At 35.6% G+C, this 15,398-nt stretch carries 16 protein-coding genes; 9 read left to right on the top strand and 7 right to left on the bottom strand.

The window, feature by feature from the left end:
* The first annotated feature begins 148 nt into the window (after window positions 1-148).
* From mtnP to Q7O55_RS06070, 4 genes are all read left to right on the top strand, one after another.
* Entirely contained in the window at window positions 149-943 is a 795-nt protein-coding gene (mtnP, locus tag Q7O55_RS06085; RefSeq protein ID WP_303929212.1) for an S-methyl-5'-thioadenosine phosphorylase, read from the top strand.
* Between the two features lie 42 nt (window positions 944-985).
* Window positions 986-2,050: an S-methyl-5-thioribose-1-phosphate isomerase gene (gene mtnA / locus Q7O55_RS06080; RefSeq protein ID WP_303929210.1), complete on the top strand. Its 1,065-nt coding sequence runs from the start codon at window positions 986-988 to the stop codon at window positions 2,048-2,050.
* A gap of 97 nt (window positions 2,051-2,147) precedes the next feature.
* Window positions 2,148-3,392 (top strand): adenosylhomocysteinase, encoded by a 1,245-nt coding sequence (locus Q7O55_RS06075; RefSeq protein WP_303929208.1) that lies wholly within the window; start codon window positions 2,148-2,150, stop codon window positions 3,390-3,392.
* A 117-nt stretch (window positions 3,393-3,509) separates the two neighbouring features.
* A complete protein-coding gene (locus Q7O55_RS06070; RefSeq protein WP_303929207.1) occupies window positions 3,510-4,799 on the top strand; it encodes an amidohydrolase in 1,290 nt (429 codons plus the stop codon).
* Between the two features lie 70 nt (window positions 4,800-4,869).
* Here the strand turns inward: Q7O55_RS06070 and Q7O55_RS06065 are convergent, their stop codons facing one another.
* Entirely contained in the window at window positions 4,870-5,619 is a 750-nt protein-coding gene (locus tag Q7O55_RS06065) for a class I SAM-dependent methyltransferase (protein WP_303929205.1), read from the bottom strand.
* Between the two features lie 147 nt (window positions 5,620-5,766).
* On the opposite strand from Q7O55_RS06065, the gene Q7O55_RS06060 reads away from it, so the two are divergent.
* The 3 genes from Q7O55_RS06060 (at window position 5,767) to Q7O55_RS06050 (ending at window position 8,500) form a co-directional block, all read left to right on the top strand.
* Entirely contained in the window at window positions 5,767-6,705 is a 939-nt protein-coding gene (locus tag Q7O55_RS06060; protein WP_303929203.1) for a DUF1848 domain-containing protein, read from the top strand.
* Between the two features lie 141 nt (window positions 6,706-6,846).
* Complete coding sequence (locus Q7O55_RS06055) at window positions 6,847-7,755, top strand: HAD family hydrolase (RefSeq protein ID WP_303929201.1); 909 nt, start codon at window positions 6,847-6,849, stop codon at window positions 7,753-7,755.
* Window position 7,756: 1 nt separating this feature from the next.
* Complete coding sequence (locus Q7O55_RS06050; protein ID WP_303929200.1) at window positions 7,757-8,500, top strand: DUF4241 domain-containing protein; 744 nt, start codon at window positions 7,757-7,759, stop codon at window positions 8,498-8,500.
* A 107-nt stretch (window positions 8,501-8,607) separates the two neighbouring features.
* Here Q7O55_RS06050 and Q7O55_RS06045 read toward each other — a convergent pair whose 3' ends face one another.
* The 3 genes from Q7O55_RS06045 to Q7O55_RS06035 form a co-directional block, all read right to left on the bottom strand.
* Complete coding sequence (locus tag Q7O55_RS06045) at window positions 8,608-8,757, bottom strand: hypothetical protein (RefSeq protein WP_303929199.1); 150 nt, start codon at window positions 8,755-8,757, stop codon at window positions 8,608-8,610.
* 202 nt (window positions 8,758-8,959) lie between these two features.
* Window positions 8,960-9,577, bottom strand: a complete 618-nt coding sequence (locus Q7O55_RS06040) for a phosphatase PAP2 family protein (protein WP_008600961.1) — start codon at window positions 9,575-9,577, stop codon at window positions 8,960-8,962.
* A 193-nt stretch (window positions 9,578-9,770) separates the two neighbouring features.
* The gene (locus tag Q7O55_RS06035) at window positions 9,771-11,117 is read right to left on the bottom strand and encodes a VanW family protein (RefSeq protein WP_303929196.1); all 1,347 of its coding nucleotides are present in this window, start codon (window positions 11,115-11,117) and stop codon (window positions 9,771-9,773) included.
* A 106-nt stretch (window positions 11,118-11,223) separates the two neighbouring features.
* Here Q7O55_RS06035 and Q7O55_RS06030 point away from each other — a divergent pair, with 106 nt between their 5' ends.
* Window positions 11,224-12,234, top strand: coding sequence for a site-specific integrase (locus Q7O55_RS06030; protein ID WP_008600957.1), 1,011 nt, complete (start codon window positions 11,224-11,226; stop codon window positions 12,232-12,234).
* 60 nt (window positions 12,235-12,294) lie between these two features.
* Here Q7O55_RS06030 and Q7O55_RS06025 read toward each other — a convergent pair whose 3' ends face one another.
* Window positions 12,295-12,603 (bottom strand): LysM domain-containing protein, encoded by a 309-nt coding sequence (locus tag Q7O55_RS06025; RefSeq protein WP_303929193.1) that lies wholly within the window; start codon window positions 12,601-12,603, stop codon window positions 12,295-12,297.
* Window positions 12,604-12,855: 252 nt separating this feature from the next.
* On the opposite strand from Q7O55_RS06025, the gene lexA reads away from it, so the two are divergent.
* The gene (gene lexA, locus Q7O55_RS06020) at window positions 12,856-13,527 is read left to right on the top strand and encodes a transcriptional repressor LexA (RefSeq protein ID WP_303929191.1); all 672 of its coding nucleotides are present in this window, start codon (window positions 12,856-12,858) and stop codon (window positions 13,525-13,527) included.
* Between the two features lie 57 nt (window positions 13,528-13,584).
* On the opposite strand, the gene Q7O55_RS06015 is transcribed toward lexA, so the two are convergent.
* Together Q7O55_RS06015 and panC are read right to left on the bottom strand one after the other, a co-directional pair.
* Window positions 13,585-14,520 (bottom strand): bile acid:sodium symporter family protein, encoded by a 936-nt coding sequence (locus Q7O55_RS06015; protein WP_303929189.1) that lies wholly within the window; start codon window positions 14,518-14,520, stop codon window positions 13,585-13,587.
* 11 nt (window positions 14,521-14,531) lie between these two features.
* The gene (gene panC / locus Q7O55_RS06010; protein WP_303929188.1) at window positions 14,532-15,374 is read right to left on the bottom strand and encodes a pantoate--beta-alanine ligase; all 843 of its coding nucleotides are present in this window, start codon (window positions 15,372-15,374) and stop codon (window positions 14,532-14,534) included.
* Between the last annotated feature and the right edge of the window lie 24 nt (window positions 15,375-15,398).

The following is a 15,398-nucleotide window of genomic DNA, read 5'->3' as shown; positions in this document are numbered from 1 at the left end:
GTATTTCTTATCTCATGCTGCATAGGCTGTGTCACAAATGTTTGACTACTCTAGAGAAAAAATACAGGCTACTAGGTTTTTCCTATAGCCTGTTTTTCTATTCTATGAGAAAATAAAAGATAAGAGTTATTAATAATAGGAGGTCACAATGAGTGCAATTGGCGTAATTGGTGGTACTGGTGTTTATGATCCGTCCATCTTTGAAAATATTCATGAAGAATCCTTAGTGACACCATATGGTGAAATAGATTATGTACAAGGTACATACCATGGGAAAACTGTAATCTTTGTAGCTCGTCACGGCAAAGATCATACAATTCCTCCACACAAAATTAACTATCGTGCTAATATTTGGGGCCTCAAAAAACTAGGCGTTACATTTATTATCTCCACGACAGCAGTAGGTTCTTTAAATGAGAACTTTAAGCCAGGTCATTTTGTGTTGACTGACCAATTCTTAGATTTCACAAAGAACCGCATCACTACGTTTTATGAAGGTGGGGACCGTCCAGTGGCACATCTTGATGTAACAAATCCTTACTGCCCTGAGTTGCGTGATATTCTTCAAAAGGTGGGAACGGAACAAGGCCTTACTATTCATAACGGTGGTACTTATGTATGTACGGAAGGTCCTCGTTTTGAAACTCCTGCGGAAATTAAAATGTTCCACATGCTCGGTGGGGATACAGTAGGTATGACAAATGTTCCAGAAGTAAGCCTTGCTAACGAAGCTGAAATGGCTTATTCTACGATTTCTATGATTACAAACTATGCGGCAGGCATTTCCGAAGCTGCTTTGACTCATGGTGAAGTAGTAGAAATGATGGCTGACATGGCGGCTCAACTTAAATCTCTTATCTTAGGTGCTATTGATGCAATCGATGTAGATGCTCGATATGATGCTCACAATCGCATGCATGAATATGGTGGTTTTAAATTATAATCCATTCATCCTAGAAAACAATAGTTCATCGAAGGAGACGCTATGATTAATATTGAATGGCGTAAAGATACGCTAGTACTATTAGATCAAACTAAATTACCAACAGAGATTTCCTATGTACACTGTACTGATTGGCGCCAAGTGGCCGAGGCTATTAAAATGCTTCGCGTTCGTGGTGCACCTGCTATTGGCGTAGCTGCTAGTTATGGTCTCATTTTAGCTGCTATGGAAGCAGGACGTTTAGAGGCGCCATTTAGTGAACAACTTACAAGCTTATATGAGTTTAGTGAGACCTTAAAAGAAACTCGCCCTACAGCAATCAACTTAGCTTGGGCTGTAGATCGTGTCATTTCTCTTGTGAAAACTAATGTTGACAGTATGTCCTCAATGAGTGAAGTAGTAGACCTCATTACAAAAGAGGCTATTATCATTCACGAAGAAGATGTGTCTTTGAATAGACGTATGGCCGAAGCAGGGGCTACATTATTTGAAGGTAAAAAGAATATTCGCATCTTAACTCATTGTAATGCTGGTGCACTAGCTACAGGTGGTCTAGGAACAGCACTTGGTGTTGTTCGTAAATTACATGAAAATGGACAATTGGAACGCGTGTATGCTGATGAAACACGTCCATTATTACAAGGTGCTCGACTTACAGCCTTTGAACTTCACGAGGATGGTATTCCTATTACTCTTGAAACAGATAATATGGCAGCCTATGCTATGCAACAAGGTCTCATAGATGCTGTTATTGTTGGTGCAGACCGCATCACTACTAAGGGTGATGTAGCGAACAAAATCGGTACCTATGGTGTGGCTGTGCTCGCTAAATTCCATAATATTCCATTCTATGTAGCTGCACCCTATAGCACATTTGATTTTACCTTGGAAAATGGTACTGATATTCCTATAGAGATGCGCGATGATTATGAAGTGACATCTTTACACGGTGTTCAAACAGCACCTAATGGTATCGGTGTACTAAATCCTGCTTTCGATGTAACACCTCATGAGCTAGTGACTGCAATCGTTACTGAAGAAGGTGTTTTAAAGCCAAATTACGAAGAGTCTATAGGTAAGCTACGCCAGATTGTAGAATCTAAATAATTTATTATCTGAATGGTGTAGAATCAATAAATCCAAGTGGATTAACTATTAAAGGTTTATTTTATTATATCTACTCATATTATTAAAAGGAGTTATTATGCAATCCTTAATTCGAGATATTAACTTAGCAGCAGAAGGCCGTAAAAAAATTGATTGGGTTTCTAACTTTATGCCTACCTTAAATACATTAGGCGATCGTTTTGAAGCTGAACAAACTTTTAAAGGCCAAACTATTGTTGTTAGTGTTCACTTGGAAGCAAAAACAGCATATCTTGCAACTGTTCTTAAACGCGGTGGTGCTGATGTTATCGTAACTGGCTCTAATCCATTGTCTACACAAGACGATGTTGCCGCTGGCCTTGTAGATATGGGCATTACTGTATATGCTTGGTACGATTGTACTGATGAAGAATATTTTGATTTCCTTCATAAAGCATTAGATCACAAACCACATATCATCATCGATGATGGTGGTGACCTAGTAAACTTGTTACATACTACACGTCAAGACGCTAAAGAACGTCTTATCGGTGGTAGTGAAGAAACTACGACAGGCGTACATCGTTTATATGCATTAGAGAATGCTAAACAATTAACATTCCCTATGATTGCAGTAAACGACTCTTACTGTAAATATCTTTTTGATAATCGCTATGGTACTGGTCAATCCGTTTGGGATGGTATCATGCGTACTACAAACTTGACTGTAACAGGTAAAAACGTTGTCGTTGCTGGTTACGGCTGGTGCGGTAAAGGCGTTGCTATGCGCGCTAAAGGCCTTGGTGCACACGTATATGTAACTGAAGTAGATCCAATTAAAGCAGTTGAGGCTGTATTTGATGGCTTCAAAGTGTTACCTATGATTGAAGCTGCTAAAGTGGGCGATATCTTCTGTACTGTAACAGGTTGTAAAGATGTTATCGTAAAAGAACATTACAAAGTGATGAAAGATAAAGCAATCATGTGTAATGCAGGTCACTTCGACTGCGAAGTAAACGTAGCTGAATTAGCTGACCTTGCTGTAAGCCACGAGCGCGTTCGTCAAAATATCGAAGGTTATACCATGGCTGATGGCCGTAAACTCTATGTATTGGCTGAAGGTCGCTTGGTAAACCTTGCAGCTGGTGATGGTCATCCTGCAGAAATCATGGACTTGTCCTTTGCTATGCAAGCTCTTGCTGCAGAGCATATCTTAAAAAACGGCAAAGAAATGGAGTCGAAAGTATATGTATTACCGCATGAATTAGATGTGGAAATTGCTAAACTTAAATTGAATTCCATGGGTTATGATTTAGACTCTTTAACACAAGAGCAAATCGACTACCTTACAAAAGTAAACTAATACATATTGAAATATAATGGTTTCTGTAATACATTTTGTATCTAAACTATACTAGCTTTCAAATTAAACAAATATAACCGAGCTATCATGGCTCGGTTATACCTATGAGGGAAGACTATGTCTGATTTATTGATTACTCATGTAGACGTCCTCACCGATGAGGGGGTTCTTAAAAATCATGCCATTGAAATTAATAATGGTTATATTACAGCTATTTTAAACGATATTGAAGCTGAAAAGGTAAAAGACTCTGCTAAGGAAGTACTAGACGGTAAAGGTCAATTGGCTACGCCAGGTCTTGTAAATACACATACTCATATTGCGATGGGTCTATTTAGAAACTATGCAGATGATCTTGAGCTTATGGAATGGCTTGAAACGGCTATTTGGCCAACAGAAGCAAAATTAAATGACGATTATGTACGGTACGGCACACAACTCGGTATTGCTGAAATGTTGCGCACTGGTACCACTACATTTAGCGACATGTATTTCTTTATGAATACTACTGCTGAGGTGGTAAAAGAAACAGGTATTCGCTCTGTATTGTCACGTGGCTTAGCCGGTGTATCCCCAACAGCAGATCAAGCATTAGTTGAAAATGCTGACTTATTCCGCACTTGGAACGGCTTTGATAATGACCGCATCAAAGTATTGCTTGGACCACATGCACCATATACTTGCCCTGATGATTATATGGAAAAGGTGATTGCCTTATCTCATGAATTAAATTGTGGTATTCATATGCACTTGTCCGAAACAAAAGGAGAAGTGGAGAATGTTATGAAAGCTACTGGTAAGACACCAATTGCGCATATGCATGATTTAAGTTTATTCTGGAATACTACCTTAGCCGCACACTGCGTTCATGTAACAGATGAAGATATGGCTATTATGGCTGGAAATAATGTAGCCGTAGCGCATAACCCACAATCTAATTTAAAATTAGCTAGCGGTATTGCACCAGTACCTGAAATGATTGCCAAAGGTATTACGGTTGGTCTTGGTACAGATGGCTCCGCTTCTAATAATAATGCGGATATGCTTGAAGAAGTACGTCTTGCAGCAACATTACATAAAGCACGTCTTTATGATCCAAAGGCTATTCCTGCTCAAGTCGCATGGAACATGGGCACTGTAGAAGGTGCAAAAGCATTGGGATATACAGATCTTGGTGTATTAGATAAAGGCTATCGTGCAGATATCGTGCTATATGATGTATCTGGTATGCACTGGATGCCTCGTTACAATGATTTAGCAGCTCTTGTATACTCTGCTAATAGCTCCGATGTAAATACTACAATCGTAGGTGGTAAAGTTCTTATGAAAGACAAAGAACTGCTTACAATTGATGAAGAAAAACTACGGGCAGAGATTGATAAAGCTCAAGTATATTTTAGTAATTAGCAGTTAATCTAAACACAAAACCCACTCATGATAATCATAGAGTGGGTTTTGTGTTATATACTATGTAGATTTATTTAATTGCTTTCACCAAGAACATGGGGACAGGAATATAAAACTCGTCTTCTTCATTATAAATACGAGAACCTACAGTTAGATCAATGGTAATAGAGCTAGCACCCAGTTTAGTAAGTAATTCTTTATCCCATTCTGGTCGTGTATAAGAAGAAATCTCGAGCATATGATAAATGGTATGACATCGTTCTTTTAATTCCTTACTAACATATTCGTGAGCATGATGAACGGATTGTGGTAAGTCATGGTGATTACGAGCATGTTCCGCATCATAATTGAGAATTAAACCACCTGAGCGAATAACACGTAACCATTCGGCATAGGCTTTATCTGGATGAGGTAAGTTCCACGTCACATTACGAGCTACAACGATATCAAAGGTATTAGTAGCAAAGCTAAGATTTTCTGCATCCATTACGGAGAAAGTTGCATCACAATCTAGCGACTGTGCTAGTTGATTCGCTTCATCTATCATATTGGGCGTAATATCGATGCCATGCACTGTATGACCTAGTTGAGATAAGATGATGCTGAAAAATCCAGCTCCACAACCAATATCTAATATATGTAAAGATCTATCAGAATCAAATATATGACTTGTTAATTCGTCTATCCATAATTTTAGTTTTGGACTTTCCAATTCTTTAGCGCGTAAAGCACCAAAATCTTTAGCCCGATCTGTCCAATAGGATGTAATAAATTCTTTATCATCCTTCATAGGGTGATTGCGTTCAAAAATATCGTTCATATTTTACTTCTCCTCATATTCTATAGTATTTATAGTATCATAAAATAATAACGAACTATACAGCAAAAATCACATTAATTCCATAAATACTAACTATGAGGTATGATATAATACTTCTATGTTTTATTTTAAGGAAAGGGCAGGGCTATGATATTACAGACTGGACAACGTACAGATATTCCTGCTTTTTATGGCCAATGGCTAATCAATCGTGTCCGTGAAGGGTTTGTAGATGTTCGTAATCCATATAATCCGCTACAGGTGACTCGGTATCCTATTAATCAAGAGGTAGTAGATGGCATTGCATTTTGTACTAAGAATCCTTTACCATTTATTCCACTACTAAATGAAATTGTTGACTACAGACAATACTGGCATATGACAATAACGCCTTATGGAACTGATATTGAGCCCTATGTACCACCTTATGCTTCTGTTATAGAGGGATTTAAACACATATCCAAACTGCTTACTCCACAATCTATGGTATGGCGCTATGATCCTATCATTTTAACCAATGAGTATACAGTAGATTTTCATTTTGAAAGCTTTTATATAATGGCCAAGTCCCTTAAAGATTATACAGATACAGTTGTTGTTAGCTTTTTAGATATATTTGATAAGGTGGCTCAGAATTTCCCAGAAGGGTACAGACCGAGTTTAGATGTTCAAAATAAGATCATTAAAGAATTTCTATCCATAGCTCGTTCTCATCATATGACTCTCAAAACCTGTGGAGAAGGGCATATTTTTAAAGAAATTGGTGCTGATACGGAGGGATGCCTTACTTTAGATTGTTATGAAAGGGCCTGGAATATAAAATTAAAAGCACCAAAACGTACGCCAGCACGCCCAGAATGTAATTGTTATTTACATGGTGATATTGGGGCTTATGATAGCTGTAGTCATTTTTGTCGATATTGTTATGCCAATACTAATCAAGCGGCAGTTCGATATAATTGTTTACATCATGATCCAAACTCTAGCTTACTTATTGGAAAACTTTCAAAAAGAGAAATTATCAAAGAAAGTACAGAGAAGAGCTGGATTGTAAAGGAAACTATAAAACAAGATAGCTTATTTTAAGCAAAATTACTAGAAATTACTAAATTAAATGAATTGACTTACCGTGTAAAATAGATACCAAAGGGGTTGTCAAGAAGGAATCTCAGGAATATAAGAGAGTGTAAATGTATTTTTTGTTTAATTTAAAAGGAGGTACATTTTATGATAACGTATAAGAATGATAGTAAAGATAATTTACAATCATCTGACTCATCTATGCCCGTGTTAGCAATGTGTTACGACTTCGATAAAACCTTAACCCCTGACGATATGCAGGCACAAGGATTTATTCAATCGGTAGGTTATAACGAGGAGCAAATCAAACAATTTTGGCATGAATCAAATCAGTTGGCTAAAAAACATGATATGGATAATAATTTAGCCTATATGTATAAAATGATTCAAGAAGCAGTAGGCCATTTCTATGTAACAAAAGATAAGCTCATGGAATACGGCAATCAAGTAGAATTATACGAAGGGGTACGGACTTGGTTTGAACGTATTCGCCAATATGGCTTAGAACAAGGCGTTAAGATTGAACATTACATTATTTCATCTGGCTTAAAAGAGATGATCGAAGGCACTGAAATGGCAAAAGAGGGGGCTTTCACCAAAATCTATGCCAGTGCATTTATGTTCGATGATAAAGGTGTAGCTGTTTGGCCTGCACAAGCCATTAACTATACGAATAAGACACAATTTTTGTTCCGTATTCAAAAAGGAATTCTCGATATTAATGATACTGGTGTTAATGATTACATTAAGCCTGAAAATCAACGAGTGCCGTTCCGTAACATGATTTATATTGGGGATAGCGATACAGATATTCCTTGTATGAGTCTTGTGAACGCTAATGGGGGTCATTCTATAGGTGTATATGATCCATTTAAGAAAGATAAAGAAAAGGTATATAAGATGATGCGTCATCATCGTATCCGTTATTATGCACCTGCAGACTATACAAATGGTTCTAAACTAGATACATTAGTAAAGCAAATTATACGTAAAACCACAACCTACGAAGTATTAGAAGGCGAATATATTCATTGTAAATACGAAGCCGAGGAGTAATATGGAACAATCTAAATTAACTAGCGAATGGATTCAAACCTTTAACCGATTAGGTTCTGAAGGTAAATTAAAACCTACTGTACCATATCATGATTTATTTAACCGAAAAGAGTTAAAAGGATTTCCGTTACATACATTACCCATGTGGACGGTAAACTTCCCAACAGGGCATATTACATGTTGTGATCCTTTAGTTTCATTGCCGAGTAAGCCTGATACGTATCTTAGAACGGTAGAGCCAGGCACATATCTATTAGAGACTAAGATTATCGAAATGGAACCAAATGAATATCGTTATGTAGCTAGTCGAGTTGTTTTTAGCGGTAATGAGCCTGTATATTACGAATTAGCATTAAAAGGAACTGAAGACTTAACCGATTTAGATGATGGGGATACCTATATTGGATTTCCTGTAGATTCGGGTTTAGCTACAATAGTAGATGCACAAACTATTGAGACATATAACAAATTTTATGAACAATGGCATATAAACTACCCTGAAAAAAATATCTACGATGATTATTATAGTGATTTATTCCAATTGAATGCTATGGCATATCCACAATTCCAACGTTCTAAAGGTGATTGGATTAACTTTACAATTCCTGATACAGAATTAACAGTACCAATGATTCAATCTGGCTTTGGCGATGGTTTATATCCAGTATACTGGGCATTTGATAAAGATGGTCAGATCTGCCAAATTATTATGGAATACATAGATTGCAGCGAAGCATATGAGTAATATATTAGCTGTAGTGAAGAAAATAACTAGATATAACTGAATATATAAAAATAAGGCGCTTAGAATAACTAAGCGCCTTTTAATATGATCGTATTATATTTTGAGATTTAAATACCAAAAATCCAGTTTACTAATACGCGAATGATACTTATACTAAGAATAATTTCAGCAAGAAATCTTAAAGAACTCTCCATGCCATTACCTAAATGTTTTAAACCGCCAATTTTGGCTTTACTTACAATATCACACCAGCACATATAATTCCTCCATAAGAGTATGAGTAAATTAGATAATTTATATTACTATTTTACAATCTAATTCTAAAAATTTCAATATTTAGAATAGGTTATTTCTTGTTATTTTTATAATTACTTCCGATAACGATATATTATCGGAAGTAATTTAATACCAAAAATTGGGCCTAAATGGCCCAATCCCTTGTGTTATATAGTTTTTTGCTTATTTACGTTTAAATGTGTATGGTTCGTATTCTACATCATTATGGCGGTTAGTCCACCAGTTCCAGCCGATTCTTGCTAACTTCCAGGCAATGAATCCTACGATGATTCCTAATACTAAACCTGTTAATACATCTGTTGGATAATGTGCAAATAAGTAAACTCTAGAGAATGCTACTACTATTGAACCTAACAATGCTAAAATCCCTAAATATCGCTTCTGAGGTGCTATTTGGCCTAAGCCTAGGTAAATAGTCATGGCTGATGCGAATGAACCAAAGCTATGACCTGATGGGAATGAATAGCTTGTAGCTTTTGGTAGTGCAGATTCCAACGGTACCGTTACATTTGGAAAATCAACAAATGGTCTTAATCTAGCTACATTTGGTTTTAAACCTTGGTCGCCAATTATAAATACAAATCCTAAAGCAATAATAATCGCCACGCCTAAAACGCGGTATTTTTTTTGTAGCATTAATAATAATGCTATAATAATCCATAATGCGCCATTGCTTGTAATTTTTGATATAAATGCCATAATTGGTGTTAAAAAACTATATACAAAATGTTCATGTACATAGAAGATTAAAGAGTGATCAAATTGTAAAATTGTGTCCATAAATTCCTCTTCTATTCTACTTTTACCTAAATGATAATTATTGAGAATACCTTATTATACTTTTTATTTTAATAATTAATCTATACTAATTTATTTACGTATATAATAATTTCTCATTTACAGCCCAAATAATAGCCTAAACTATTTATATTTAATGGTCAATAGTTTAGGCTATATTTCATAAAAGCTATAGTTATGATTTCTTTTTATCTATTTTCTTAGGTGGCGCTTCAGGTGTTGCAGGCATTGTAATAATCGTATCTACAGGGTCATATACAGACTCAAAGGAATCGGTTTGAGTAACCCAGTTACCATATGTAATGGTTCTATACGTATTCATTTTTAAGCCTACATGGCCCTCTTGTACATCTTTTTCTTTTAAAGATGGATCTACCTTAGTTATTGTTTTATTTGGAATCTCACCATAATCGTCTACAGAGATAGATACATTTTTTGGTTTATCTTCAGCTGTACCTATAATGTAAATAGTTAACGTACCATTATTCATAACACTTAAGATATAAATAGAATGTTGGTACGGATTTCTAAACTTAAAGTCTAAATAGCCCCAAGCTACCGTAGCATCTCTACCAGCTTGAATATATCCAACTGGTTCAAAATGAGGTGTACGTTCAACAATATTCATACCAGATAATAAAGCTGTATTAAAAATAGTAGAACTCACTTGGCAAATACCACCACCAATGCCTGGAACTAATTTGCCATCAATCATAACAGGCGCATCATCATAGCCAGCTTCTGCAGTACGTTCGCCTACTACATCGTTAAAAGAGAATTGTGCACCGGGCTTAATGAGTGTACCATTTATCTTATCAGAAGCTAATTGGATATTATGTGTTCTGCTTTCATTACTTGGATTATACTCCGTTGTGAAAGATGCTAATACAGTATTTAAAGGTTTTAGGTCAGTATCAGTAACTTTTACCGTATTCTGTGTAGTAAATACCATAGAAAGAGAATTTATACTATCGCTAGCCTGTAGATCATCTTTTAGCTTTTTCAGGGTGGCATCGATATCAATACGTTTGCCTTCTTTTGACGGATGTATTACTACTTGTCCATTTTCAACAGTAAGATAGGCATCATGACCAGGTGTATCTATTGTTTTTGCTAACTCAGTGAGATATGTTTTACCCTTTACTTCGTCTAACTTATATTGTGGTTTAAAATGATGACCATAAAATAAACCATTAAATCTATGTGACAATACTGTCCACATATCATCCTCATAGCCGTATGTGGAAATAGCTTTTACCATAGCCTCTGTATCGAATTGAATACCTAAATCATGATATGTGGCTTGTTGTTTTTTATTATTTCCCATATCGATAGATATAGTCTGAGGTATCTTATCATTCACCTCTTGTAAACGTGCTTGTAATTCGTTCTTTGGTGTATTTGATAGATCTGTATCATTATAATATACACCATAAGAAATATTTTCTGTTGGAATGTATGAGCAACCACTTGTACCCAAAAGAACAAGTACTGTTCCTACTAATATGTATTTCTTCGTCATGTATTCGTAAACTCTCCCGAATAAGTTATTATATTTTCTAATTATAGCATATAAAGATCTAATCTATGGTACAATTATATTAATATTTTATGGGTAAGGGTGAATTATGTCAGAGTCTAAGAAACAACAAAAGCATTTTTATTTGCGTAATAATGATGCGCTTATGAATAGTACAAAGTTGTCTATGAAAGCAAAACAAAGCATATTGTTATCTAAGGCTGAGAATACTGTTGATGCTTACGAATCGGATTGGGACGATTTCGTAGATTGGTGTACTTATCAAAAGGTATCTTATTTTCCAGCTACACCAGAAACAATAGTAAATTATATTAACGATCTAGCAGATTATGCAAAGGCAAATACAATTTCACGTCGTATTAGTGCTATATCTGAAAATTTTAATGCTTCTGGCCAAAGAGATAATCCATGTATGGCTCCTATCGTTAAACAGGCCTTACGTGGTATTAGACGATTAAAAGGAACATTCCAACAAGGAAAAACCCCAGTTTTGTTAGAAGATATTGAAGATATTATAGACTGTATGACTAAGCTAGATGTGCCGGAACTTCAATTATTGCGCGATAAAGCTATTCTTTTGATTGGCTTTATGGGTGCTTTCCGGCGCAGTGAGATTGCAGCTATTACAGTAGAAAATCTTCAATTTTCACCACAAGGTGTTGAAATCTTTGTAGCATCCTCTAAGGCCGATCAAGAAGGTCAAGGTGCCGTGGTAGCTATCCCACACTTATCTGGTTCTCCGTTAGATGCAGTACGAGCCTTACAACAATGGTTACGTGCTTCTGGTATTACTGAAGGGCCAGTGTTTAGAGGGTTTACAAAAAATATGTCTTTACGTAAAACAGCTATATCCGATAAGATGATTGCAGAAATCGTAAAGAAATATATTTCTCTTATTGGTCTAGATCCGACCATGTATGGCGCTCATAGTTTACGTCATGGCTTCGCAACGACTGCAGCAGCTTATGGTGTTGAGGAACGTAATATTATGCGACAAACTCGCCATCATAGTGTTAATATGGTTCGTCGCTATATTAATGAAGCTAACAAATTTGTAGATAATCCTATTTCAACGATTTTTGAAAAACGATTTAGATAACAAAAAGCAGCTAACTCAATTGAGTAGCTGCTTTTTTGCGTGGGATATTCCCATATATATTTAGTTTTGAGCCACATAGTCCAAAGCTCTAACTGGACTATCAATTTTTTTAGCTGGCACTTTTAATACTGTACCAGGTACAAGTGCACCAGAATCGCTAATATTGTTAAGTTCCTTCATGGCATATACCATTTCACGAACATCCATATCTTTATGAGCTGTACGTGCTGCAATGTCCCACATTGTATCGCCTACTTGAACCTTTACCTCACGTACATTATGTGTATTTACCTCTGTTGCAGGATTTGACATATTATAACCAAATAATACTGTTAAGCACATTCCTACCATCATCAATATATTTTTCATCTCATACCTCACATTTACATCGAACATAATATCTAAGAACATTTGTTTGTTTACATGCTTATAATAGCACACGAACGAATGTTCGGTCAAGTGTTTTAGAACAAATGTTTGCAAAAACTTTTAAAATTGCCTATAATAGGTATATAAGTTAAGTAAATATCTTATATTTTTATTATATAGTACATTATGTGGTAATTTTTACGCATATATATTGACATTAATCTGACATTAGATTGACTTTGGAGGTTTATCGTGAGACGCCCTGCTACAGATATTAATACAAAACAGCGCCGTATATTAGACTTTATAAAAGATTCATTACATAATGAATATCGTTGTCCTACAGTTCGTGAAATCTGTACACATGTAGGGCTAAGTTCCACTTCTACTGTTCAATCTCATTTGAATGCGCTAGAAAAATTTGGCTATATTAAACGTGATCCAAATAAAAATCGTGCTATTACCGTTTTAGAAGATACTAAACCTTCTATCGCAGTAGCTGGTAATGAAATGTCTAGCTCTGATAACTTTGAGTTTTTAGGTGTAGGTCTTAAACAAGTACCTCTTATCGGTACTGTACAAGCAGGTATGCCTATTACTGCGGTGGAAAACTTAGAGTCTACGCTTACATTGCCAGTTCAATTGACTGGTGATTCCGATTGTTTCTTACTTCGTGTTCAAGGCGAATCTATGATGAATATCGGTATGTATGAAGGTGATATGCTCATCGTACGCCATCAAAATACAGCAAATAATGGCGATGTAGTTGTAGCACGTATCGATGATGAGGCTACAGTAAAACGTTTTTATAAAGAAAATGGTCATATTCGTTTACAACCTGAAAATGATGATTTTGATCCAATCATTGTAGATGATTGTCATATTGAGGGCCTTGTAATCGGTCTTGTACGAGATAGAATATAAACAAAAAAACGGCAACATATTGTTGCCGTTTTTTTGTTGCATGTATAAAGTTTATTTTTAATGTAAACTATTTTCTCTCCGTAGAGTAGCAAAAATAGCACCTGATATATTATGCCATACACTAAAAATAGCCCCTACTAGCGTTGCTAATGGATTTAATGCAAAATTTGTTGCTGCCAATGTTACGGCTAAACCACTATTTTGCATTCCTACCTCTATTGCTAGCGCTGTAGTTTTATCATATCTTAATTTAAGCAGTGCTCCTACACCTAATCCTAGTAATAGACCTAGTATATTATGTATACCAACAACAATAAGTGTTTCAAGCCCAGAAATCAATAGTTTCTCTTTGTTAATAGCAATAATGGCTGCTATTAACAGTATAATAGCAATCATTGAGAAGATTGGACTAATGCTGGTTAAAGTATTGATATGTGATTTACATACATATTGGATTACTGCGCCCAATAAGATTGGCACAATAATAACTTTTACCATAGTAATCATCATAGGTAGTACTTGAACATCTACCCATGCGCCACCGATATATAAGATTAATAATGGTGTAACTATGGGAGCTATTAATGTTGAAGTAATTGTCATTCCTACAGATAAAGGGACATCACCATTGGCAATATAGGTTATAACATTACTGGCTGTCCCACCGGGACAACAACCTACTAATATTACACCAATAACAATATCTGGTGATAATGTGAATATATGGCAAATTCCCCAGGCTAATAGAGGCATTATCGTATATTGTGCAAGTACACCAATACAAATATCTTTTGGATGCCTAAGGATACTACATAAGCTTTCAAACTTAATAGTAAGCCCCATTCCAAACATGGCTATACCAAGTAAAAAAGGTGTATAAGCGATTGCCCAAGTAAAGTATTCTGGTACTATATAGGCAATAGATGAAAAGCCTAGGATTATAAAAATCAAGTATTTGGAAAGGACGTTATTGAGTGTAAGTAAATGATTCATAACTTCTCTCCTTAATTTGGATCGTATGAGAAGTTATCGATAAGTCGTGTAGAACCAATATATATAGCCATAGCCACTAATACTGGAGCAGTAACCTCTTGTATAGGTTGCATAGTCTTAGCATCAACAACTGAAATATAATCTATTTTAGCAAGTGGTTCGGTTTGTATAGTGTCTGTCATAGTATCAATGATACATTTAGCAGGGCAACCATATTGTATAGTTTGTTTTCCCAATTGAATAGCTTTATACAGTATTGTAGCGGCTTTCCGTTCTTTACTAGATAAATATGTATTACGAGAAGATTTTGCTATACCATCTTCTTCACGAACAATGGGAACGCCAATAATATTGACAGGAAAATTTAAATCAAAGACCATTTTACGTATAATGGCTAATTGCTGTGCGTCTTTTTCACCAAAATACGCATTTGTTGGTTGAGTAATATTAAAGAATTTTGCCACCACAGTGCAAACGCCTTTAAAGTGAATTGGTCTGCGAATACCACACAATGTATCAGATAAATCCGCAATGTTTACAAATGCCTTTTTATCTTGGTACATTTCCTCCGGATTTGGAGCAAAAATAAGATCGACACCATGTGATTCACATAACTTTTTATCGCTATTAATATCACGAGGGTAAGTACTTAAGTCTTCATTTTCTCCAAATTGAATAGGATTTACAAATATAGAAACAATGACCTTATCGTTATTTTTTCTAGCTTGATCTATTAATGCAGCATGTCCTTCATGTAAGAATCCCATGGTTGGTACAAAACCAATTGTGTAACCTTCTTTTCTCCAGCTATTTACTGTATTCCGTACATTTTCGATAGTTGTTATAAATTCCATTATATTCCTCCGTTATATTGTAAA

This window comes from Veillonella parvula, from assembly GCF_945949885.1.
In the GTDB taxonomy this organism is placed as follows: domain Bacteria; phylum Bacillota; class Negativicutes; order Veillonellales; family Veillonellaceae; genus Veillonella; species Veillonella parvula_B.
The sequence above is the reverse complement of the archived record's forward strand: the minus strand, read 5'-3'. Positions and strand labels throughout refer to the sequence as shown.